This window comes from Companilactobacillus nodensis DSM 19682 = JCM 14932 = NBRC 107160, from assembly GCF_000615905.1.
Classification (GTDB): domain Bacteria; phylum Bacillota; class Bacilli; order Lactobacillales; family Lactobacillaceae; genus Companilactobacillus; species Companilactobacillus nodensis.
Window position 1 is genome coordinate 22,973 of record NZ_BAMN01000016.1, and the last position, 24,484, is coordinate 47,456.

Consider the following 24,484-nt stretch of genomic DNA (forward strand, 5'->3'; position numbering starts at 1 on the left):
CCTTCATGGCGACTTCTGCATATAAAAGGTTTTCCCATTCACTTCCACCACCATTTCATTTTTGGTTTGACTGTATTTATAATGTTTCCCATCAATCATAATTGTGTCAGGCATATTTTCATGCCTGATATGCAATAACATAACTTTATGAGCACTCGCACGCTCTTCCCAATTATTGATGATGTGAAATTGTTCACTGACACAATACGAGAGAGTCAAAATAATCATCACAGAAATTGCCAATGTTATGAGCGATTCCAGTAGAATGAATCCTGATCTACTTCTCAACCAACTCACCCCACATCATCTGAATTGCATAATGATAGATTCGGTGCGTAGCAGTTGATTTCAGTTCAATAGTTCTAGGACTATTAGCCCCATTTTCACTCACGTTAATTGTAATATCGTGACCACGGTTACTCTTGAGTGTTTTTGGTAGCTTGATTTCTTGAGAAAACTTTCCACTACGAGTGTAATCGTTGAAAGTCATAGTATTAGTATCGTATTCGTAAAAGAAAGTCGTCCGTCGTTTATTCAAGTACGAGTAATTCAGCATGTTGTGCCAATTTACTTTGAACTGATTGATAGTTTGTTTTTCTTCAATTTGCTGACGGTAATTCTGCAACCCATAAATTGAAACGGAGATTAGCGTACAAAAGATTGATAGTGATATTACTGCTTCTATTAAAGTGAAAGCTTTACTTTGATGTTGTAGTAGCTTTCTTAACAGATTTAACTTCAAATGAAAGTCCTTTATCTTTGTCATCCACTTTTGTAATTTCATAATTATCACCAATTCTTTTGAACTGTTTGTCACTAATATAGCCTTTTAACTTCAATGCCGTCCAATTTGGAACTGAATTACCATTGCTATTATCAGTATCAGAATCATACATATCAACTTGTGTCTGTAAAGTTGTCTTAAATGCTTCTTCACTCTTAGTGCTTGCATTATTTTTTTGCGCGCCAAGGTTGGGAATCATCACCAACAACAGTAGTGAAATAATAAATAGTACGATCACCATTTCAATTAGTGTAAAAGCTTTTTTAGTTTTCTTAATAATTTTCTTCATGGTTAAGTTAACCCCTTCATCATTCCGTAAACCGGGAGCAACACAATCAAGTAAGTAACGAGTATCACGATTGCAATAACTCCAAACAAGATTGGCTGCACCAAGTTTAGTATTTTTTTTAGTCTTCTCTGTGTTTCTTCGAATTTCAACTCGGACATAAGAATTAAATCCTGTCCAATTTCTTTGGTACTCCCGCCGGATTGAAGGATCATCTTCAATTCATTGGGCAACAATGGTTCATTTTCAATCAATGAATAGATATTCTTACCACAACCCATACCAGTACTAAACTTATACGAGAGTGCACATTGTATCGAACCTTGCTCAAATAACTGACTTGATGAACAAATATCATGGAGATTCATTCCACTACCAACTTGCATCCCCAGTCCTTGCAAAATAATAAACTGAAAAAAGCTTGCGTATGTTTTTCCGATAATGGGAAGCTTGATCAAGACTGTTGCTCGCTGATATTCAGTCATTTTTTTTAATCTATAAATAAAATATGTTATCCCGACAAATGTTAATACAATTAAAGAAATAATCGACATAATAAATATATTTATCAAATCACTATCATTGGCTAAATTCATTTGAGGAATGATATAAACTTTCATCCCCACCAACATCACTACCAAGAACAGCATGATAAAAGCCGGATAAGCTAATAAATCCATCAACTTTTCTTTTTGTCGAGATTTGTTTTGTAGAATCATGCCACTTTGAAACAGCGTCTGTTGTAGTCCGCCATTACTTTGGGCAATCATTAATTGATTATTTATCACTGGTGGCAACTTCAGATGGCGCATTGCATGAGCTATCATTTCACCCATTTGCAAATCCTGATAAATCAAATCAAAAATATCATTCTTATCTTCTAGCATTTTTAAACAATTAATAGCTTGTTTAATCGAAAAACCATTCATAGTTAAACGGCTCAGCACCAATAGATATTCTGCCTGTTTTTGTGGCTTTAACTTTTTATCCGTAAATAAATTCTTGGTAAGTATCTTCATCGATATATCCATCTTGAAAAGTATTTTTTATCATCTGAGTCCAATTATTATCAACCTCATTCGTATCGATAAACTCTTTAATATGTTCTGTATCAATCAAATCAACAAACAACTCCATCCGATTGATAGTTGGAACTAATCTTTGATATGAAATCAAATTAACTGAATTCGTGATTTCCAGATCATTTATCCCAAATTGTTTTAGTCTTTGAATTACAGAATATTTCGACTTACCATGAATCGTGGTCAGCACTGTGTAGCCGCATAATGCAGCTTGCATAGCCTGCTGCGCTGTTTTACTATCACGTATTTCTCCAATGATCAGTACCTCTGGACGATGGCGCAGACTTGTCTTGATCAACTCTTCATATGTCATACCGGAATCTTCGTTAACTTGTAGCTGCAAAAACGAATCCTCAACGATCTCGATTGGATCTTCAATACACATAACAGTTTTATTAGCTGATAAATATCTGCCGAGTGCATACATCAATGATGTTTTACCCGAACCCATGGGACCAGCAAAAATCATCATCCTTTTCGCTTAGCAGTTGGGAGTAACTCATTCAAAATATCCTGGTCCATTTCAGTACTCAATGCCTGTGGATAAATCAATCGAATCACGATTGACTCTCGATTTCTGAAGTCTCCAACAGCTGAGATTCGAATATGGATCCGATGATTCTGAAAGTAAAAACTAAAAGAACCTTTTTGAGATCTCCGTCTTTCAGAAACATCTAATCCGCCATTAAATTTCAAAAAATTAATGATTGCCGATGTTTCATCCAATGTATATTCAGCAAACGTATATCGTCCATTATCATTGCGTGCTTCGATCAGGTATGAATTCTCCTTAGGGAAAAAATAAATATCTGATACCATGCTTTTGCAGGCATTCAACAATAAACCATTAGCCATCGTTTCAGTGGTCATGTCATTCCTCCTTATACTTAAAATTACGTAAAAAAAAAGACCGCAAACTTAAAAGTTTGCGATCTTTATTATTTGTGACTATTCTTCGTCATCATCAGGAGCTGCTGTATAAACTTCTGAAACATCATCATCGTCTTCTAATTGATCGATCATGTGTTCAAATTGTTCTTGTTTATCTTCAGGAACTGGTGTTGTGTTTTGAGGGATCATTGTTAATTCAGCATTAGCAATCTCATAACCCTTTGCGATCAGTCCATCACGAACTGCAGCAAATTCTTTGGCATCAGTATAAATTTCAAATGCTTCATCTGATGTTTGTAAATCATCTGCTCCAAGATCCATGATGTCCAAAAGAACTTCATCTTCGTCTTGTGTATTCTTTGAACGATCAAGTACAAGGTAACCTTTACGGTCGAACATGTATGCAACTGATCCACTAGAACCCATGCTACCTCCGTTACGAGTAAACGCAACACGTACGGCAGAGGCTGTTCTGTTCTTGTTATCTGTTAAAGCTTCAACTAAAACTGCAACTCCACCTGGAGCATAGCCTTCGTATGTAACCTCATCATAATGTTCTTCACTGCCACCTTCGGCCTTATCTAAGGCACGCTTGATATTATCTTTAGGCATGTTAGCTGCACGAGCTTTATCTACTATTAAACGGAGAGCAGCGTTACTGTCCGGATCGGCACCACCCGATTTTGCTGCCATGAATAATTCACGTGATAGTTTTTGGAAAATCTTGCCACGCTTTGAATCTTGGGCATTTTTTCTACCCTGGATGTTATGCCATTTTGAGTGTCCTGACATTTCTGCTTCCTTCTTTCGTCAATAATTGTAAACCAGGTAATATAATATCAAACTATGCCCGTCATTTCAATGTATTACAATCAATTAACTACTTGTTAAGAAACTATATTTTTCTTTTTTTAATATCGATTCCTAATAATCCCAGTACCGCTATAACGATACCCGCAAGACAAGTCAGCATCCCATTACTAGAACCAGTCTGTGGTAATCTTCCAGATTGAGCTGGATATTCCCAACTAGCTTGTGATTTTGACGCCTGCATTGAAGGTAAGGCAACTTGTTGACTACTTGACAGAACCACAATGTTTCCAGCTGATGCCTTTGCTGGTAATACTTTTGCCGTATTGCCACTATCGCCATTGATTATTGATTGAGATTTTTTCTGAACTTCGTTTTCAGATGTACCTTGGTTAATAGGCTTACTTGGCTTTTGAACTGTAACATTGTTTTGGTCTGAAGAATCAGTTGATCCATTAGGTAACTCTGGAATTATGGGTGTTGTTGGTTTGTCCGGTTGACTTGGTTCTTCTGGTTCAGCTGGAACATCTGGATTCTCAGGTTCAGGGTCATCAGGTTCAGTTGGAGTCGAAGGTTCATCAGGATCCACTGGTGGTTCTGGCTTTGAAGGCGTTGTTGGTTTCGATGGATCAGTCGGTGTAGTAGTTGTACCGCCACCGCTATCATTCTTTGATAACACATGCAAAACAACTGTCTTCTTTTGACCATCAGCTGTACTCAATCCAACCTCATAATCACCAGCCTTGCTGTAATCCGCTTTGCTCAAATCAAGGATAACTGCTTCAGGATTACCATTTTCATCTGTAGCGCTAGCTTTGAAATCACTGACTGTTGGCGCTGGATCTCCAATGTACATTGTATAATCACTGCCCGCCAAACTTGACTTGGAAGGTAAAACCTCAAACGTTCCATTAACGACTGTGACGTTATAGTTAGGATTTGCATTGTAGCTAATACTGATTGGATATTCTCCCACATCATCGCCGGCTACACGCTCAACTGTATATTGCAAATCATCATGATTCAACAATGTTGCTGGTCCGGTAAATGTCGCTGTCAGTGCAGGATCAGTTTCCCCGGCATACTTAGAAACACTATCAGCAGTGATTGTTACATTTGCCTTATTAATTGTATAGGTTGCCGTATCATCAATATTACCTGACCAGTTATAAAGATTGCTCTGAGGAAGTTTACTGATGTTATCGATACCTTGCTGACTCAAAGTTACCATATAGGTTCCAGCATCCTTCGAATCATCGCCAGCTACTACTAGATCTCCACTCTGAAGTGTATAAGTAGTGCCATCTGATAGCTCTACAGCATACTTAGAATAATCAGGAGTTTGCGATACACCAGAATAATCACTATCAGATGAACCAATAATATTGTAAGTACCATCTTTTTTCATAACGGCAACTGTAACAGTTGTACTGTCATTTCCGTAACTGTATGTAACTTTGTAAGTTCCTGGAGTAGATGTATCCACAGTATCAATAACTTTATTGGAAGAATCTACAACACTGACTGTCAGATCATTCAAGTTTAGCTTGTCGCCATTTTGCAATTGAGCACTGACAAAGTTATCCTGTGGATTCCAATCAGATCCTGCCATAACCTGAGAATCAACTGCCTTGATATCCGGATTATTAAGCACGACATTGTACTGACCGCTATAACCATTAGTCATGTTCCAATTAAAGGTAAATGAATTGGTTCCAGTCGGAATATTAAATGTTCCAATGCCATTAACATATGAATAAGTTACGCCATTGGTCAGATCGTTAACATTTAAATTTTCCTCAGTGAATCCATCTGCATTCAGATCAAATAGGTCAGAAATAACATTATGTGCTGGATCAGTAAAAATCGTTGCCACTTGGTCAGTTGCTGGAACACCACTGATAGTGAACTCTGGCGCACTGACACTAGTGATTCGATTATACTTAAAAGCTGAATCTTGAACTTTTGTCTGTGAACCATCTAACTTCAGAGTACTGATTTGGTTGCCTAAGAATGCTTCCGAGCCAATATTTGTAGTAGTTGCTGGGAATTCTACTGCTCCTGAAATATTATTAAAAGCAAAGGCGGTATTTCCAATCGTCTGTAGATTCTTACCAAAAGTAACCCCAGTAATGTTGTCACCCGCGAAGGCTTGCTCACCGACTGAAGTCAAGCTATCTGGAAAACTTAACTTACCAGTTACACCAGCATATTCAAAGGCACCACTACCAATAGTTGTTAGACTGGTTGCATTCGATAAATCCAAATCAGTTAGTTTATTATCATACAAAAATGCATTGTTCCCCACGGAAGTTAATCCACTACCAAGCTTAACTGACCCCAATCCAATATCGGACAAAAAGGCTCCATCGCCCACTGATGCAAGTGAGTCTGGCAAGGTAATATCATTCAAAGAAACATTATAGGCAAAGGCATTATCACCAATCGTCTTCAATTGACTATTGGATCCAAAGTTTACTTCAGTAATACCAGTGTCACTGGTAAAGGCTGAATCACCAATTGTTTGAACTGAACTAGGCAAAGTCAAAGTTGTTAATTTGGTATCATCAGCAAAGGCTTCTTTACCGATTGTCGTCAAACTGGGATCAAGATTAACCGTGCTTAAGTTTGAATTATACGCAAAGGCATCATCACCGATGCTAGTAACTGAGCTAGGAATATCAACGGTTGAAACCTTAGAAGAAGTAAACGCATCATTACCGATCGTTGTTAGCGTCGTGTTTTTTGACATGTCCACCGTCGTCAAATTAGGAATGTACGCAAATGCTCCATCACCAATAGTCTGTAGTCCATCATTAATCGTTACACTCGTAATATTGGTATTACCCACAAATGCATTGCTACCAACTGATGTAACGTTATAATTCTTACTATTCAAGTTAACAGTTGAAGGAATGTTGACCTCTGTATAGTCACCATTTATTCCCGTTACACTGGCTGTTAAATTAGTATCATCAGTATCCCACAAAAAGTCATTGGCCGTTGAAGCTACAGAACTAGCTGGGGCTTGTGTAGTTGGTTGGGTTACTGTTGTTGCAGCTGGCGCTGTCACCGGAGCTGTTGGAGCAACTGGCGTTGAATCTGAGGCAGTTGTGGCAGTGACCGGTGTTAGTGCACTAGTCGTACTAACAGGCAAAGTGGCTGTCGTCGTAACTGGTGTAGAGGCAGTTGTAGTGACAGTACTTGGAGCGGAAGCTAGCGGTGCTACTACTGTCGATGATGCTTGAGAAACTGGCGTTGATTGCACAGTAGTTGTAGTAGCGTCTTTTGTAGCCACTGTTGGGGCTGTGCTTGGTGACGAATCTTTACTCGTCGTTGTATCAGTAGAATTAGTATTTGTTTGTGTTGTAGAACTCGTATTAGTAGTTGAAGTAGACGAAGCATTAGTTACTGCTGCACTGGTATCATCAGTTGTATCAGCTTTAACAACAATTTCATGCTTTAGGGATGTTCCAACACCCATAGTCACCAAGGCGCTTGCGGCTATAAGTATTTGTTTGCTACTTCTAGATAATTTAAATTTTTTGTTTTCCATCATGCTACCCCAATCAATTTATTTTTTGATTAACGTATATTAAACACCATATAAATGAAAATATAATTTGAGTTTAAACAAATATATTTACTATTTATGACTAAAATAATAGGGCCTGATATTTAATAAATAAAATATCAGGCCCCAATTGTTACAATTTGTCTTTTTTATGGTGCTGTTCAATCAACCAGAGAACTAGCATGAGTATCAAAATACCCGTCAGTGCACCGATACTATCTAAGATAACATCTGACACCGACGGTGTTCTTCCGCCGGTCAATCCTTGATGGAATTCATCAAATGCTGCCAATCCAGTCGTTGCCAACCAAGGAATCAACATCATCAAAAACTTGTTCCTACTAAAATACTTATACACCGCTAAGCACAAGAATAGTCCCAACAAGAAGTAAATACTAAAGTGGGCACCCTTGCGAATAAAGAACTCAACAAAATGATAGTATCCATCATTTTCAACCGACTGAGTCTTGCCGCCATAATTAAAACTAACTTTGCTCAAACCATTATAAAATGGCTTGTTCGAATGTCCTAAGGTTCTTTCCAAAAATGGTACTGATGTTTGCTGCTTATATGTCATTGATGAGCTGTAGAACAAAATCAACTCAATGGCAATAACTGCACCCCAAAACCATTTGGTTTTATTTTTTAATTTATTATGCATGTTCTCATCCCATATTAACTTTTGAATTTAATTCCCTTGCATCGTCAAAATACCCTGAATGGTAAGAAGAATTAATTGCCCAATAATACATGATCGTTGAGAAAATAATTATCACTACAAAATCCATTGGATACTTAATTAAATTCAATCCACCGAAATCTGTACTACCGATCCATGAAATAACCGACAATCCTATTAAATGAATGATCATCCATAGGCTGGCATACATTTTTTGCTTAAATTCCTTGAACCCTCGTCTGTAATCATAAATAAGATAAATTGGTAAACCAACAATTATGATCACGATAACTTGGACTGTTGTAGGAAACATCGACCAATAAATCGCCAAACTTATCAGGTCAAAAACTACGGGTGCTAAATATTTCATCCCACGTATCTTAGTTGGACGCTTAAAATCAGGTCCCATCTTACGCAAACTACCTGCTACTACTGGTCCCGTCAATAACGATATCAGTGTTGAGGCAGCTACCACCCGTGATAGTAATGCCCAGTTTTTGAACATTAGTATCAATAAGAAACTAACAATAAAATCAACCATCAACGCAACACGAGGAGTATTGTACTTGTTATTTGACTTACTCAAAAACTTGGGTAAATGTTTGTTCTTAGGCATTGAAGATAATGACTTACTTGCCGAAGCTGAGAATGCTATCCCACTTCCTACCGGTGAAATAAAAGCCGTGAAGTAAATCAATGTTGATAGCCAATAGACATTGAGTAAAATAGCCAAATCAGCAAATGGAGAGTTGAAACTAATGTGACTCCAACCAGCATTAACGATCGACTTAGGTAAAGAACCTATAAAAACAATCTGTAAGGAGATATAAATCAAGGCGCTTATCAAAAGCGATAAAATAATCCCTCGACGAATGTTCACCGCCGGCTTAACGATATCATTGCCTAAGTTAATAACTGTCTGAAAAGCAACGTATGAGTATATAATACCAGCACTACCGATAGCAATAAAAATTGAAGCCGTACCGTTAGGCATAAATTGACTGGTTGTCGTTCCCATGTTGGTCCAATCGAAATGAGAAGTTACCAGAACGATCATTGTAATAACGGGAACGAATAATTTGAAGACAGAAATAAAATTATTAAACTTGGCCATGATCGTAACTGACCAATAATTAATCAAAGTAAAAACAAAAATCAATAGTGTCGCCATCATCAGCCTTGTGCTGACAATTCACCATGCGACATGAATCCATGAGTCCACTGTGCCCATTTCCAGGGCCAAGTGCTCATATATTGAGTCGACGCAACAGCTTCAATGGGAAGAATGGCAAGCAAGGATAACCAGTTTGCCCACGAAGCAATATGCCCTAGAAATGAACCATGAGTATACATTGTAAATCTACTCATTGCCCCATCTTCAGGGAACATTGTTCCTATCTCCACATAAACCATCGCAATCATAGCAACTAAAATTGCTCCAAGTATCCAAGCAACAATAGCAGCTGGACCTGCAATCTTGGCTGCTTGACTAGAACCAAACATCCAACCAGAACCAATGATGGCACTAAGACCAAACATCACGGTCGAAAACAGGTTGAGCTTTTTACCTTTCATTAAGAAAATCACCACATCTTTTAAATAATTAGTTATTATCGGTAAACAAAAATAGTCTCTATATCTATAGAGGCTATTTTTTAATAACTATTTCGTACCTTACTCTACTGTGACACTTTTCGCAAGGTTACGTGGCTTATCAACATCGTTTCCACGTGCCAAACTTGCATAGTATGAGAAGAGTTGTGCAGGCACAACACTAACGATTGGAGAAATCATTTCATCAATTTCAGGGATGATAATTTGATCTCCAGGTTTAGCATATTTTTCATTAGCGATAACTAAGACGTGAGCACCACGTGCTTCAACTTCTTGAATGTTACCACGAGTGTGACTTGCGCCAACACCATCATTGATATAAGCAAAGACCGGTGTACCCTTTTCAATCAAGGCAATTGTACCATGCTTCAATTCACCCGCGGCGAACCCTTCAGCATGAATATATGAAATTTCTTTCAACTTCAAAGCAGCTTCAAGTGACAAGGCATAATCAATTCCACGACCTATATAGAAAGCATGATCTTGACCATCTAAGTAATCTGCGCTCAATTGTTTGATGTAGTCTTTTTCATCAACAATTGTTTGAATGCCATTGGCAGCAATAGCTAATTGTTCCTTCAAATCAAGATCCTTAGCTGCTTGAACTCCCTTTAGTTCACCCAATGCCTTAGCAAGAACAGCTTCAACGGCAATTTGTGATGTATATGACTTAGTTGAAGCTACAGCGATTTCTGGTCCAGCTAATAATTCCATTGTGTAATTTGATTCACGTGACAAAGTTGAGTTAGCAACGTTTGTCATTGTCAAACTTGGTAAATTCATTTCGTTGATCTTAACTAGAACTTGACGACTATCAGCTGTCTCACCACTTTGTGATAGGAAGATGAAGAATGGGTGTTGTGATAATTTTGGCATATGGTAACCGAACTCACTACCCAACTCAACATCAACTGGTACATCGGCCAAAGTTTCAAAAATATTCTTACCAACTAGACCAGCGTGATAACTAGTACCAGCCGCAACAATATATAGTCGGTCAGCTTTGTTGATTTCTTTTAACATTTCAGGATCAACATTGATAGAACCATCTTCTCTGATGTAGTTCTTAGAAATACGACGCATAACACTAGGTTGTTCGTCAACTTCCTTCAACATGTAATGAGCATAAGGACCCTTTGAAATATCACTTGCATCAATATTAACTGTGTAAGAACCACGTTCAACTGGTGTACCGTCGATCTTACTGATCGATACCTTGTTCTTCTCAAGGATAACAACTTCACCATCATGAATTTCAACGAATTCATGTGTACGATCAAGCATTGCCATTGCATCAGAGCAAATAACATTGAAGCCATCACCCAATCCGATCAACAATGGGCTCTTGCTCTTGGCAACAAAAATCTTATCTGCTTCTTCTTTATCAACCATTGCAAAAGCATATGAACCTTCGATCAATCCAAGGGCCTTTCTGAAGGCAGCTTCACCATTCATCCCTTCATTAGCGAAGTGAGAGATCAATTGAACTGCTACTTCAGTATCAGTTTGACTCTTGAAATCAACGTCTTTTAAATATTCTTCTTTTAGTTCGTTATAGTTTGTAATTACACCATTGTGCACAAGGTAAAATCTATGATCAGCTGAAAAATGAGGATGAGCATTGTCAATCGTTGCTGGTCCATGAGTTGCCCAACGAGTATGTCCAATACCTGTTAGTCCCTGAACATCAGGGGTAACAGCTTTTTCAAGTTCACTGATTTTGCCGACTTCTTTAATTAAGAAATCTTGTCCCTTTTGATTGTTTACATAAATGCCTGCAGAATCGTATCCACGATACTCAAGCTTCTCTAATCCATTCAATAAAATATCTGTAGTTTCTGAATTACCAACAACTCCAACAATTCCACACATCTTTAAAAACCTCGCATTTATAATTGGTCTAGCCATTAATTTTAAATTGGTCTAGTCTTATTAATTAAGTACCCTTTATGGGAACAAAGCCTAGAATACTAATTTGTACGAGTTTTGTCAATGATTTTATTTTTATTTTATATATATTTCAACTAATTGGTACAGTTGGTTTATACCAATATCGGTATAGATACGTATTTTTGTAAAAAAATAGACCAGAGCGTGGGCTCTGATCTATTGTGTTTGATTTTGTTTTATTTGTGGTTTGTGATTTGTGGTTCTGAAACGAGTTGCACAAAGCAAACCTCTGCGCTCACTACGCTTAGCGATATCACCAATTCGTGGTAATCTCGCTAAGCTAGGTGATGCTCAAGGTCTACCCACTTTGTTCCACTCTCTAATTCATTTCTGTCTTTACAACCTCAACGATTTGATCACAGAATTCACTTACCTTTTCTTCTGTAGCTGCTTCACACATAACACGTAATAATGCTTGTGTTCCACTAGGACGTACTAACACACGGCCGTCTCCATCCATTTCGTCTTCGACAGTTTTGATTGCATCAAGAATTGGTTGATGTTCTTTCCACTTGTCCTTGTCATGTACAGGAACGTTCACAAGCTTCTGTGGGTAGACTTTGACTGGAGCGCCTAATTCTGCCAAGCTCTTGCCAGTTTCCTTCATAACGTGCAATAGATGGATACCTGTGAGCATACCGTCACCAGTATTCATGTATTCATATAAAACAACGTGTCCAGATTGTTCACCACCGATGTTGTAGTTATTCTCACGAATTTCTTCAACAACGTGACGATCACCAACAGCTGTTTGCACACTGTGCATGCCATTAGCTTCAATAGCCTTGTACAATCCCAAGTTACTCATAACAGTTGTTACGATAGTATCTTTCTTTAAACGGCCACCATCATGCAAATACTTACCTAAGATGTACATGATTTTGTCACCATCAACGATATTACCGTCAGCATCAACAGCAATACAACGATCTCCGTCACCATCAAAAGCTAATCCGGCAACAGCATCTGATTCTTTAACTTTTTGAGCTAATTGTTCTGGATGTGTTGAACCAACATTCTTATTGATATTGATACCATCTGGATGTGATGCCATGATTTCAAAATCAACGTTCAAGTCAGCAAATAATGTACTGGCAAGACGACTTGTTGAACCATTAGCTGTATCTAAGACAATCTTTATACCACTTAAATCATCTGATAGTGTTTGTTTCAAAAATTGTAGGTACTTTTGTGCACCTTCTGGATAATCTGATACGCTACCCAAACCTTCAGCTGAAGGTCTTGGTAATGTATCTTCCTTAGCATCTAGTAATTCTTCGATCTCATCTTCAACATCATCAGGCAACTTGTAACCATCAGAACCGAAGAACTTGATACCATTATCTTCAGCAGGATTGTGTGATGCAGAAATCATAATCCCAGCATCAGCTGAAACGGCACGTACTAAGTAAGCTACAGCTGGAGTTGTGATGACATCCAAGTTCAAAACTTCGATACCAACTGATAGCAACCCAGCTATCAAACTGGATTGTAACATTTGACCAGAAATACGTGTATCTCTAGCGACTAAAACACGAGGATGTGCATTTTCGTTATCTGAATGTTGTGTCAATACATAACCACCTGAGCGGCCTAGCTTAAAAGCTAGTTCAGGACTCAACTCCTTATTAGCAATACCTCTTACTCCATCTGTTCCAAAATACTTTGTCATAAATTAATACCCCCAACGTTACTTTCCATCGTTGTTATTATTGTTATTGTTGTTTGAATCACTATTGTTACTTGAGGAACTATCATCATCACTAGACGTGTTGGTGTTAGAACTACCATTGTTATTATTAGAATTAGTATTCGTACTATTACTGTTATTGTTGACCGAAGTACTTGCACCACTACCGCCATTGCTAGAGACATTAATATTTACATCTAACGTCTCCGGGTCAGTTAAAGTCACTTGACTACCTAAAGCATCCGCAAGATTAATCGTCTTCTTGGTATCTTGGGTCACATCGGATATATCAACCGGCACATCAATTGAATCATCGATAGCGTCAAGTTGATCTTGAGTGCCATAGATTCTGATGGTTTTCACATCAGATTCAAAGGAGAAATTCGAGTTTGTTGAATTCCCCTTCTGTGTGAGATTAATACTTACTTCTTTGCTTGGCATACTAATTGGAATCTTAACATGAACTGTTTGTGGATCCAAAGTTACATTAACAGTTTTACCATTTTTATCCAAAGCTTGCACTAAAACTTCTTGATCAAAGGTAGTTTTTATACCCTTAGGCAAGATAGGTTTGACAACAACCTTCTCAATCTTGTTGACTTCTGAAGCTGCCCCAGTAACACTGACTGTTTCAGGTGACAAGGTTATCTTACCAGCCTCATAGCCTGAAGCTAAGGCACTCTTAGTATAGTCAACGTCCACTGCAAAAGTCTTAGTCTTCCGCTTCTGAATATTTACATCTACATACTTAGGTTTGATCGTATACGTCAATTCACTGTTCAAACCTGTTTCCTTGATTTGTACACGATGTTGACCTGTAGATAATTTTTTCAGATTTAAATATAAATTAAAATTTTGAGTATTCTTCGTAGCTGTTACCAGTGCTGAAGGTCCCTCAATCGTAATTTTGACACTATCTGGATAACCAGTAATGTAATAATCATTTGTATTCGCCTGTATTTGAAGCGGAACCGTCAGTGTCGTCTTGGTATTAACAGTCGAAGTATTAGATTGATTAGAGTCTCTAGTCGAGCCGACCCCAGGAGAACTAACGGTTAAGAACAACCAAATAGCTGCGCAAAGCGAAATGAAAGCATAAAAATAATTACTATTTATTATCTTCTTCATCATTGTTTTGCTTCCCTCCATTCTTTCGACGTATTGAGAAAAGACTGAGAATTGAGTGACTGCTTTCGTCATCTGAATCCGCAAGTTGTGCCTTGAGATACTTCAAGTAATCTTCCCTAGAAAGGTCAAGCATCATGTGACCATTTCTAGTGATCATGACACCACCTGTTTCCTCTGACACAACGATCGTAATAGCATCAGTAACTTCACTGATACCAACAGCCGCACGGTGACGTGTTCCCAATTCCTTAGGAATTGTATTGCTCTCTGACAGCGGCAAATACGCGGCCGCAACAGAGATACGATTCTTTCGAATGATTACCGCCCCATCATGCAACGGCGTATTCGGAATAAACGTATTAATCAAAAGTGCGCCGGTAACTTCGGCATCCAAATTGATACCTGTCTCGACGTACTCTTCCAAACCAGTATTCATTTCAAGAGTTATCAGCGCACCGATCCTACGCTTACTCATATATTGAATAGCTTGATCCAAACTCTCGATCAGATGATTCTTGGTCTTACCTTCTTCATTACTTGCCGTACTGAACAGAGGCATTCGACCTAAATGTTCCAAACCACGTCTGATTTCAGGTTGGAAAATAATAACTATGACAACAATTCCCCAATTGATCAACTGATCCATTAAGAATGAAACAGTATGGAGATTCAACGCCCAACTAATTAATTTAATCAGGAATATTATCACGATACCTTTTAGTAGTTGAACAGCCTTAGTCCCTCTTATCATCGAGAGAACTTTGTAAAGGACATACCAGACTACTAAAATATCAACCAAATTGGCTAAATTCTGCCACGTAAATATATTACTTGGTATAAAATTCATATTTTTTACCCCTTTACAGCTCGAACTAATTATATCAAACAATAAAAATTATAAAAGTTCATCAAATATAATTATTTTTATTTAATCAATATCGACGTTAATTACTTCTTCGCTGTAATTAATATTTTGACGTAATTCATTAGCGGTTGATTTACTTATTTTACCTTGTTCCAATAGATCCTGAACAAAGGCACGTTGATAACTCAATGCTTGAATCTCAATCGTAATACGTTCACTGTTGAACTCTGGCGAACGATGCTTGTGACGGCCTTGTAATAAGTCTAGTCGATCTTCGTAATGGCGCTGGAATACATAGACTAGATTATCCGCAACACCACCATGCTCACTCTGATCTAACTCATGCAACTTGGCCAAAGCTCGTTCGGCACCAGCAATCGAGATCTTCATCGCATCCTGATCAAATTGAATAACTTCTTCACGTTTGATAAAGCTACGACGGACAGTTTTTTTAATACCACGATAAGTTTTTTTGAAATAATTAATAAAGAATTCGATCGATTGACTGTATCTGCGACGAACGATTTCTTTTTTATATTTAGCAATTCTCCTTATTGATGCATCATAGGAATCCTCAGATATTTCATCATGATCATATAACTCTTCGATTGCTTCCAACTCACAATTGAAACAAATGTCCCACAATTCAGCATCTTTCTTATTCTTGACACGCTTTTTACTGATTGGAGATGGGTAGTTAGATTGAATTCCGAGGTTGTGAAGGCTATACAAATACTCAGCTATGACAGTTGAATAAACAATATTTTCATCTTCCTCATTCTCATCTTTAAGCTTATCAATTGTTTTCTCAAGAACTAATTTATTAGCCTGATACTGATCCAATTCAATCTGAGTGTCGACAACTTCCGTATCTTCGGCTTCATCATCAATATTGACGTTATCATCAATAAATGAATTACCACGATAAGCGACTGGCGCGCTACTCTTGGTCATAAACGGAATCAGAATGGTTGCACCCAACAAACTAAAGATGATCACGGTACTAGCAATAAATAGCACCAAGGTTCTCGATGGGAAGGCTGCTCCACCACTGATAGTTAATGGTATCGACAAAACACCGACCATTGTAACAGCACCACGAACACCGGAGATACCTGACATTAGACAGTAATCAAGTCTTTCCTTAGAAAGCAAACTGGAGTTATCATCAGCAAATGTTGAATAAACATAGCTCCAAATCGAGCGAATTGCAACTAACATTATCCAAATAACAAATGATAATCCAATTGCACCAAACGTACTGATATTGTCATTGTGAACCAATTTTTCCATGGCAAATGGTATTTCAATTCCCAGTAATACGAAAACAATACCATTGAGGACATAGACTACCAAGTCCCAGGTTCTCGATGTGACCAAACGTATTTCTGGTGAAAAGGCACTGACAGTCCTGCTCGAAGAAATATTCATTATTCCAGCAATAACAACCGCTACAACACCAGACACATCCAAAACATCTTCAGCAACGTAGTAAACAATAAATGGAATAATTATCTGAATAATAGCATGAAGAATTGAATCATCAACACCTTGATTGATCAGATAAAGTCTGACACCGTTGAATATCCAAATCATTACCGCACCAGACAAAGCACCCATGATAGAAATATAAAAGAAGTCCATTGTGGCACTTCTTAGTGAGAACATTCCCGTAACGGTCGCTGCCACACCATACTTAAAACAAATCAAACCAGATGCATCATTGATCAAACTTTCACCACTGATCAGATGCATCAGTTTGTCTGGTATATGGGCCTTCTTAGCAATCGACTGTACGGCGATTGGATCAGTCGGGGATAGCACTGCAACTAGGGTAAATGCTACCGACCATGGTAAAGTTGGAATAAGCTTTTTAACGATTATTCCCCCCACTACGGTAGAAATAATAACTAGTATAACGGCGTTACCTAAAATCGGTCCTTTTAGTTTCCACAATTCACGTTTGGGAAACCGATTCCCATCGTTAAACAGGATTGGCGCGATAAACGCCAGCATGAACCATTCTGTATCAACAGAAATTTGAACATGCATGAATAAAGCTGCCAATATACCCGCCGCAATTTGAATCAAACTGGGTGGAATCGACACGAAGTAGTGGCTAATAATATTTGCCACGATCAATAATGTAAGAATCAAAATAATTGATTCAAGTATCTGCACAGACATCACCTATTTCTTTTAATTTTTGTTTTTTTATTTTTAAGTTGATTATAGCCGCTTCCAATTGTCAGTGACTCCACCTGCTGTGGGACCAGTCCCAGCCATAGTGCGGTCTGGGACTTCAACTTTAAGCTTTGCTCTGCAAATCTTAAAGATCGTCCATTTTGTAAGGCCGGGTAAACCTCCGACCTAACAAAATTTTCACAGCTGGTTCCTTCACTGACAATCTCCACCTAACGTACACTACCATGTCTTTACATTAGCACCAACTACTATATGTACCAGTCGCACAAGTGGAGCTAGGCAGGCACGGTAATCCCGTGTCGATGCAGTTAGTCAGCGATTTATGCTGGCTTACTGCATGGGACGACCTCGAAGACGCGGTTTCCGGCTTCAAGGCGAGGCCATAGACCGCACTTCGGCTATGGACGTTCCCCACAGGATACCGTGCCTGCCTAGCGGAACGACATAACAAAAGACTACTTACCATCCTCACCAATAATCCTTACTTCAGTATGAAGATCAATATCAAATTGATACTTAATAGCTCTTTGAATAAGATGAATCAAGTTCATATAATCAGTCGCAGTGGCACCGCCTAGATTAACAATAAATCCAGCATGCTTCATCGAAACTTGTGCTCCACCAATAATGCGACCTTGTAAACCAGCCTTAATGATCAATGGTCCAGTAAAATGGCCTGTAGGGCGTTTGAAGACACTACCGCAACTTGGATATTCCAAAGGCTGCTTCGAACGTCTAAGCTCATTTAAACGATCCATTTCAGCTTGAATCTTATCTCCATCACCTTGCTTCAAAGCAAACGTAGCACTAATAACAATGCCACCATTTTCTTGAACCAAACTATGGCGATATGAGAAATTCATATCATCATGTGTCAGAGTTACGATCTTGCCATCTGGTAACAATACTTCAGCGGATTCAAAGGCATCTTTGATTTCTCCACCATAAGCTCCAGCATTCATGAAGACCGCACCACCAACACTTCCAGGTATCCCAGCAGCGAACTCAAGACCAGTCAATGAGGACTTTTGAGCGGCAATCGTTGTATCAATAATCGTTGCTCCAGCTTCTGCAGTGACCTTATCACCATTGACTTCAATATTCTTGAAGTTAGGCAAAATAATTACGATGCCACGAATTCCGCCATCTTTGATAATCAAATTACTTGCATTACCAATGATAGTAATGGCAATATCATTCTCACGAGCTGTATTAACGATTTCTACCAACTCTTCACGAGTTTTGGGAAAAGCTAATGTATCAGCGTTACCACCAGTTTTTGTAAAAGTATACTTGCTTAATGGTTCATTAGTTTTAAATTCAATATTAGGTAATTTCTCAATTGGAAAGTTCAAAATTTCATCATCCTTAATATATGTAAGCTATTTACAATTTTATCACATAGTAGGTTCCATAACGAACTGCCAAGTTCTGGAATAATGATATAATCGTTTCGAGGTGATTAAATAATGAAACTTATATCATGGAACGTTAATGGGCTACGTGCCGTTGTAAAAAAAGATTTCCAATCAATAGTAGATCAATTGGATGCGGACGTCATTTCGATTCAAGAAACTAAATTGCATCAAGATCAAATCGACCTAGAATTACCAGGATATCATCAGTATTTTTACGATGCCGAACGTAAAGGCTATTCTGGAACAGCCATTTTCACCAGAGAAGAACCAATCAATGTTACTCGTGGACTTGGTATTGACGAACTAGATACTGAAGGTCGGACCCTAACACTGGAATTTCCAAAATTCTATTTGATCGACAGTTACTCACCAAACTCACAACAAGAACTCAAACGTCTTGACTTCAGAATGCAATATGACGATGCACTACGAGGATACATGCAACGCCTATCTGAAGACAAACCCGTAGTTCTCTGCGGCGATCTAAATGTTGCTCACGAAGAAATTGATATCAAGAACGACAAAACTAATCACAAGAATCCAGGTTTCTCCGACGAAGAACGTAACAAGTTCTCAGAGCTACTCGATAGCGGATTTATCGATACATTCCGCTATATGCATCTCGATGAAGTTAAATATTCATGGTGGAGCTATCGTTTCAATGCTCGTAAGAACAATGCCGGTTGGAGAATCGACTATTTCGTAATCTCAAATAATGGTAAGGACATGATCTCCAAGGCTGATATTTTGAACGATATCTTTGGCTCAGATCACTGCCCTATCGAATTAGATTTAAACCTATAACACAAGGAGCACTCATATGAACTTTGTTTCCATGGATTTTGAAACTGCCAACGGCCACCGCACTAGTGCTTGCTCACTAGCCTTGGTACTCGTACGTAATAGTGAAATCGTCGACAGCTTCTATACCTTGATCAATCCACAAGAATTTTTTAGTCCCAGAAATATCCAAATTCATCACATCAGACCTGATGATGTCAAAGATGCACCAACCTTTGACCAAGTTTGGACACACATTCAGCCATTGTTTGACAGTTCACACTTAGTGGCTGCTCACAATGCCAGTTTTGATAATAGTGTTTTGAAGAACACATTAACAAATTACGGGATTTTCGCACCAAAATACCTAACGATCGACACACTCAAAACCAGTCGTAAATTTTATCCACAATTGCCAAATCACAAGTTGGATACTGTTTCGCGTAATTTGGATATCGACCTTGAACATCATCACAATGCCTTGGCAGATAGTATTGCCTGTGCTGAAATTTTACTCAAGACTGAACAACAATTTGGTACTGAGCAAATAAAAAAGATGGTTAAGCTAACTAGCTAAACCATCTTCGACATAATTATAGTTTTATCTGTTTCTGACTCTGTTGCAAACCCATATTTTTCATAAATATGAATTGCGGCAGGGTTATTTTTATATACTTCCAAAGTTAACTTACTTAATGTGGAATCAGTTGCCCAATCAAGAGCCTCCTCAGTTAAATATGACGCAATACCATTATTCCAAAAATCAGAATCCACTACTACTCCAAATTCAGCAGTACCATCAGCCGTCTTCTCTAAGCGTGTGAATCCAATAATATCATCTTCAAAAACAGCAACAATCAACTCATCCTCAGCCGAATTATAAATTTCATCCAAAGATTTCTCTTCAGATTCAACCGTAACGTTCGTCAAAGAATCATGTTCAATAAAGCTACTCTGGTCACTAGCACGTTTTAAAAACTCCAATAGCTTACTGGCATCACTCGGGATTGCTTCTCGCAAAGTTAATTGTTCACTCATTTAGCAGCTCCATCCAAATATTCTCCAAAGTTTCGTTTCTCATAGCGATCACCATACATTTTGAAGGTGATCTGACGATCATCGTCACCTTCTAAACGTTTGATATTGATCGACATGTGATCATCTGGAACCTCATCCTTGATAAATTGTGGCCATTCAACGATTGTGACACCGTCTCCATTAAAATATTCATCAAATCCCAAATCTTCATCTGGACTGCTCTCAAGTCGATAAGCATCCATATGATACAGCGGCAAACGTCCTTCTTGATATTCACGAATCAAAGTAAAAGTCGGACTCTTAACATTCTTTTTGATACCCAACCCTTGAGCTAGTCCTCTAGTAAAAGTCGTCTTACCAACTCCGAGATCACCATTCATCAGAATGACATCCCCAGTCTGCAAGTACGGTGCAAGTCCCTTACCTAAGGTTTCAGTATCTTGATAAGAATGTGTTTGTAATTGATATTCAGTCATATTATTCCCCATTAAAAATTAAAGTGCTAAGGCAGCTGTAAGAATTGATGTCTTGTAAACATCCTCTTCATTGCATCCACGTGACAAATCAGAAATTGGCTTGTTCAAACCTTGTAAGATAGGTCCAATAGCTTCGAATCCACCGAATCTTTGAGCAATCTTGTAACCGATGTTACCTGATTGTAGATCTGGGAATACGAAGACATTAGCATGTCCAGCAACCTTTGAACCTGGAGCCTTTTGAGCACCAACACTAGGTACAAAAGCAGCATCAAATTGCATCTCACCATCAACTGGAAGATCAGCATCTAGTCCATGAGCAAATTCTGTAGCCAAACGAACTTTATCTACTTCTTCACTCTTGGCACTACCCTTAGTTGAAAAACTAAGCATAGCAACTTTTGGATCAATATCAAAGAGTTTTGCACTCTTAGCAGTTTGAACAGCTATTTCAGCTAATCCTTGAGCATCAGGGTTAATGTTGATAGCACAGTCAGCGAACATGTATCTTTCGTCACCCTTTTGCAAAATAAATGAACCACTGATTCTTGAATTGCCTGGAGCTGTCTTAACGATTTGAAGTGCTGGACGAACGGTATCACCTGTTGAATGTACTGAACCGGATACCATACCGCTAGCCTTATCCATATAAACAAGCATTGTACCGAAGTAATTATTGTCTTTCAACATCTTCACTGCTTGTTCTTTAGTATTCTTACCCTTACGACGTTCTACGAAAGCATCAACCATCTCATCAAATTCTGGATAAGTTTCGGGATCAATAACTTGGAGTGCATCAATATTTAAAGAATTATCACTGGCAACTTTTGCGATGTCATTTTTGTTTCCTAACAAAATTGGTTTGAGGATATTTTCCTTTTGCAAACGAACTGCAGCACCCAAGATACGAGGTTCAGTACCTTCAGGTAGTACGATTGTTAAATCTTTCCCGTCAATTTTGTTCTTAAGACTTTCAAATAAATCCATTATTAGTTCTCCTCCATTTCATCGACAACTTCAGGTAATTGCCAATTGATTACCCTTTCATTATAAGATAAAAGCGCTTTATTTGTGCGAGAAAATGGTTTTGAACCAAAAAAACCTCGATAAGCGGACAATGGACTGGGGTGTGGCGAGGAAATAATTGTGTTTTTGCTTTGATCAATCAGTGGTATTTTACTCTTAGCAGCACCGCCCCACAAAATAAAGACGACTTTGCCACGATCAGACAATGCCTTGATGGCAAAGTCAGTCAGTTGTTCCCAACCCTTATCCTTATGTGAGTACGCCTGACCTCTTCTAACGGTCAAAACAGAATTAAGTAATAATACACCTTGATCGGCCCAAGACTTCAAATAACCGTGATTTACAGGCGTACAGCCAATGTCATCCTGCAATTCTTTATAGATATTAACTAGTGAAGGTGGAATTCTCACACCTGGTGCCACGGCAAAACTACAACCGATAGCCTGATTAGGTTCATGATATGGATCTTGTCCCAAGATGACTACTTTTGTATCAGAAAAAGATGTCCAGATGAAAGCTTGAAAAATATGATACATATTGGGATAAATCGTCTGTGTATTATACTCTTCCTTCAAGAAATTATGTAGATTTTGGTAATAAGGTTTATCAAACTCTCCATTCAAAACATCTTGCCAATCATTTTTTATTAACGTTCTCAAATTTACACCTACTGTCCTTGTATATGTTTTCTTAAAATATGGTAACATTCAATTATAGAATAACGCATTCGGAGGAACTTATGATTAAATTAATTGCATCAGATATGGACGGAACTTTGTTAAACGAAAAAATGGAAGTATCCGAACGTAATATTCAAGCTATAAAAGACGCTAAAGCCAACGGCATTGAATTTTTAATTGCATCAGGTCGTGGTTTAAGTGAGGCCAATCCCTTCTTAAAAGATCGCGTACACCCTGGTTATATCACACTTAATGGGGCTGAAGTCTTCGATAGTAACGAAAAGATGGTCTCCAGTAATCCCATTTCAACTGAATCAAAGTTCAAAATCGTTGAACTATTTCACAAATATGATATATATTTTGAAGTTGTAACTGACAAAGGAATATTCTCAGATAACAAAGAATTACGTATTTCTAGTTTGGCCGAACTATTGATGAGCCTTAATCCTGGAACTAGCTACGAAAAAGCATATGCGGATACTTTGGAAAAGATCAAGTTAACTCCAATGACTTTTTTGGATAGTTACGATAAAATCTTCAATGACGAATCATATCAAATTATGAAGCTACTTGCTTTTGATTCTGATAACAAACGTGATGTTAAGCTCGAACCTCTAAAAGACGAGATTCACAATTTGTTGAAAGATGTTGTCGTTACCTCATCTTCACCTAACAACATCGAAGTAAATAGTTCAGATGCTCAAAAGGGCATTGCATTGTTGAAGTATGCTAAAACTAAAGGTATCAAGCAATCTGAGATAATGGCTATCGGTGATAATCTCAACGATGCTTCAATGATCCAAGAAGCCGGAGTCGGAGTTGCTATGGCCAATGCTATTCCAGAAATCAAAGATATGGCTGATGAATTCACCGACAACAATGCCAATGACGGTGTTGCCCAAATTATCGAAAAAGTTATCGCACAAAACGAGATGGAGGGTCAAGTGGAATGAAACTTTATATACGCAAAGCAGACTTAATGGTGGGAAATATTCTTGTGGTAACAAATCAGAATAAAGAAACTATTTTTATTGCTTCGCGTGATAAAGACAATCCTTTTTTGATCCAATTATATAACCGTCTTAACACCAAGATTGGTGAGATCAAACTCAAGAATAACTTTTTAAAAATTTATTCTATCGAAACTAATGGCAAAGAAGTTGCGACCATAAACGCTCTACCAATGATCGACATGAAGTACGTTTATCTCTCCAAAATAAACTGGAATATCATCGGTAACCTGGTTGTTTCCAATTACCACGTTACACAAGCTGGTGAGGAAATCATGAAGGTTCAACCCACTATTATGAGTCAGGGTCATCCCGGCCTGGAGATCGACATTGATGAAATGGACAACGGACCTGTTGGAACAATGGTTGCCATCTTCCTTGATCGTTATATCAAAGTTCCTAGTCTCAAACCCGAAACCGATGTTGATATTGGTTTCAAATCCAAGCTATCATTCTTTAATTTCAAAAATAAGTGTTAAAAAAATAGTGTTTCTGACC

Annotated in this window: 23 protein-coding genes and 1 pseudogene; 4 read left to right on the forward strand and 20 right to left on the reverse strand. The window is 38.1% G+C overall.

The genetic code is table 11. From position 1 onward, the window contains the following. Positions 1-3: 3 nt before the first annotated feature. From JCM14932_RS10390 to murB, 16 genes and pseudogenes are all read right to left on the reverse strand, one after another. Positions 4-288 (reverse strand): type II secretion system protein, encoded by a 285-nt coding sequence (locus JCM14932_RS10390; RefSeq protein ID WP_025024790.1) that lies wholly within the window; start codon positions 286-288, stop codon positions 4-6. Continuing rightward, positions 278-742, reverse strand: coding sequence for a hypothetical protein (locus JCM14932_RS10395; RefSeq protein WP_025024791.1), 465 nt, complete (start codon positions 740-742; stop codon positions 278-280). Before JCM14932_RS10395 ends, JCM14932_RS10390 begins: the two co-directional genes overlap by 11 nt. Then, positions 699-1,073, reverse strand: a complete 375-nt coding sequence (gene comGC, locus JCM14932_RS15330; RefSeq protein ID WP_025024792.1) for a competence type IV pilus major pilin ComGC — start codon at positions 1,071-1,073, stop codon at positions 699-701. The genes JCM14932_RS10395 and comGC overlap by 44 nt, the downstream gene beginning before the upstream one ends. A gap of 2 nt (positions 1,074-1,075) precedes the next feature. Further along, the gene (locus tag JCM14932_RS10405; protein WP_025024793.1) at positions 1,076-2,089 is read right to left on the reverse strand and encodes a type II secretion system F family protein; all 1,014 of its coding nucleotides are present in this window, start codon (positions 2,087-2,089) and stop codon (positions 1,076-1,078) included. Further along, positions 2,055-2,624: an ATPase, T2SS/T4P/T4SS family gene (locus tag JCM14932_RS17470; protein ID WP_025024794.1), complete on the reverse strand. Its 570-nt coding sequence runs from the start codon at positions 2,622-2,624 to the stop codon at positions 2,055-2,057. The genes JCM14932_RS10405 and JCM14932_RS17470 overlap by 35 nt, the downstream gene beginning before the upstream one ends. Beyond that, positions 2,621-3,022: an ATPase, T2SS/T4P/T4SS family gene (locus JCM14932_RS17475; RefSeq protein ID WP_025024795.1), complete on the reverse strand. Its 402-nt coding sequence runs from the start codon at positions 3,020-3,022 to the stop codon at positions 2,621-2,623. The genes JCM14932_RS17470 and JCM14932_RS17475 overlap by 4 nt, the downstream gene beginning before the upstream one ends. Positions 3,023-3,100: 78 nt before the next feature. After that, the gene (locus JCM14932_RS10420; protein WP_025024796.1) at positions 3,101-3,835 is read right to left on the reverse strand and encodes a YebC/PmpR family DNA-binding transcriptional regulator; all 735 of its coding nucleotides are present in this window, start codon (positions 3,833-3,835) and stop codon (positions 3,101-3,103) included. Between the two features lie 103 nt (positions 3,836-3,938). Then, entirely contained in the window at positions 3,939-7,412 is a 3,474-nt protein-coding gene (locus tag JCM14932_RS10425) for a leucine-rich repeat protein (RefSeq protein ID WP_081776155.1), read from the reverse strand. A gap of 148 nt (positions 7,413-7,560) precedes the next feature. Continuing rightward, positions 7,561-8,088: a VanZ family protein gene (locus tag JCM14932_RS10430; RefSeq protein ID WP_025024798.1), complete on the reverse strand. Its 528-nt coding sequence runs from the start codon at positions 8,086-8,088 to the stop codon at positions 7,561-7,563. A gap of 4 nt (positions 8,089-8,092) precedes the next feature. Further along, a pseudogene (locus JCM14932_RS10435) lies at positions 8,093-9,645 on the reverse strand (APC family permease). A 135-nt stretch (positions 9,646-9,780) separates the two neighbouring features. Continuing rightward, the gene (glmS, locus tag JCM14932_RS10445) at positions 9,781-11,592 is read right to left on the reverse strand and encodes a glutamine--fructose-6-phosphate transaminase (isomerizing) (protein WP_025024801.1); all 1,812 of its coding nucleotides are present in this window, start codon (positions 11,590-11,592) and stop codon (positions 9,781-9,783) included. A gap of 397 nt (positions 11,593-11,989) precedes the next feature. After that, positions 11,990-13,342 carry a phosphoglucosamine mutase gene (gene glmM / locus JCM14932_RS10450; protein ID WP_025024802.1) on the reverse strand — a complete coding sequence of 451 codons (1,353 nt, stop codon included), beginning with the start codon at positions 13,340-13,342 and terminating at the stop codon, positions 11,990-11,992. Positions 13,343-13,360: 18 nt separating this feature from the next. Continuing rightward, positions 13,361-14,491: a CdaR family protein gene (locus JCM14932_RS10455; protein WP_235700589.1), complete on the reverse strand. Its 1,131-nt coding sequence runs from the start codon at positions 14,489-14,491 to the stop codon at positions 13,361-13,363. Next, the gene (cdaA, locus tag JCM14932_RS10460) at positions 14,469-15,335 is read right to left on the reverse strand and encodes a diadenylate cyclase CdaA (RefSeq protein WP_025024804.1); all 867 of its coding nucleotides are present in this window, start codon (positions 15,333-15,335) and stop codon (positions 14,469-14,471) included. The genes JCM14932_RS10455 and cdaA overlap by 23 nt, the downstream gene beginning before the upstream one ends. Before the next feature lie 81 nt (positions 15,336-15,416). Further along, positions 15,417-17,534: a cation:proton antiporter gene (locus JCM14932_RS10465; RefSeq protein WP_025024805.1), complete on the reverse strand. Its 2,118-nt coding sequence runs from the start codon at positions 17,532-17,534 to the stop codon at positions 15,417-15,419. A gap of 479 nt (positions 17,535-18,013) precedes the next feature. Further along, entirely contained in the window at positions 18,014-18,931 is a 918-nt protein-coding gene (gene murB / locus JCM14932_RS10475) for a UDP-N-acetylmuramate dehydrogenase (protein WP_420834775.1), read from the reverse strand. A gap of 96 nt (positions 18,932-19,027) precedes the next feature. On the opposite strand from murB, the gene JCM14932_RS10480 reads away from it, so the two are divergent. Then, positions 19,028-19,780, forward strand: a complete 753-nt coding sequence (locus tag JCM14932_RS10480) for an exodeoxyribonuclease III (protein WP_025024808.1) — start codon at positions 19,028-19,030, stop codon at positions 19,778-19,780. A 16-nt stretch (positions 19,781-19,796) separates the two neighbouring features. Next, positions 19,797-20,333 (forward strand): 3'-5' exonuclease, encoded by a 537-nt coding sequence (locus tag JCM14932_RS10485; RefSeq protein WP_025024809.1) that lies wholly within the window; start codon positions 19,797-19,799, stop codon positions 20,331-20,333. Here the strand turns inward: JCM14932_RS10485 and JCM14932_RS10490 are convergent. From JCM14932_RS10490 to JCM14932_RS10505, 4 genes are read right to left on the reverse strand one after another with little or no spacing between them, the layout of a single operon-like run. Further along, on the reverse strand, positions 20,330-20,794 hold the full coding sequence (locus JCM14932_RS10490) for a GNAT family N-acetyltransferase (RefSeq protein WP_025024810.1): 465 nt from the start codon (positions 20,792-20,794) through the stop codon (positions 20,330-20,332). The genes JCM14932_RS10485 and JCM14932_RS10490 overlap by 4 nt on opposite strands. Continuing rightward, complete coding sequence (gene tsaE, locus JCM14932_RS10495) at positions 20,791-21,270, reverse strand: tRNA (adenosine(37)-N6)-threonylcarbamoyltransferase complex ATPase subunit type 1 TsaE (protein ID WP_025024811.1); 480 nt, start codon at positions 21,268-21,270, stop codon at positions 20,791-20,793. Before tsaE ends, JCM14932_RS10490 begins: the two co-directional genes overlap by 4 nt. A gap of 18 nt (positions 21,271-21,288) precedes the next feature. Next, complete coding sequence (gene pta / locus JCM14932_RS10500) at positions 21,289-22,257, reverse strand: phosphate acetyltransferase (protein ID WP_025024812.1); 969 nt, start codon at positions 22,255-22,257, stop codon at positions 21,289-21,291. Between the two features lie 2 nt (positions 22,258-22,259). Further along, positions 22,260-22,955: a uracil-DNA glycosylase gene (locus tag JCM14932_RS10505; RefSeq protein ID WP_025024813.1), complete on the reverse strand. Its 696-nt coding sequence runs from the start codon at positions 22,953-22,955 to the stop codon at positions 22,260-22,262. 80 nt (positions 22,956-23,035) lie between these two features. Between JCM14932_RS10505 and JCM14932_RS10510 the strand changes: the two genes are divergently transcribed. Together JCM14932_RS10510 and JCM14932_RS10515 are read left to right on the forward strand one after the other, a co-directional pair. Further along, positions 23,036-23,929 carry a Cof-type HAD-IIB family hydrolase gene (locus JCM14932_RS10510; RefSeq protein WP_025024814.1) on the forward strand — a complete coding sequence of 298 codons (894 nt, stop codon included), beginning with the start codon at positions 23,036-23,038 and terminating at the stop codon, positions 23,927-23,929. Beyond that, complete coding sequence (locus tag JCM14932_RS10515) at positions 23,926-24,465, forward strand: LURP-one-related/scramblase family protein (RefSeq protein ID WP_025024815.1); 540 nt, start codon at positions 23,926-23,928, stop codon at positions 24,463-24,465. The genes JCM14932_RS10510 and JCM14932_RS10515 overlap by 4 nt, the downstream gene beginning before the upstream one ends. Positions 24,466-24,484: the final 19 nt, after the last annotated feature.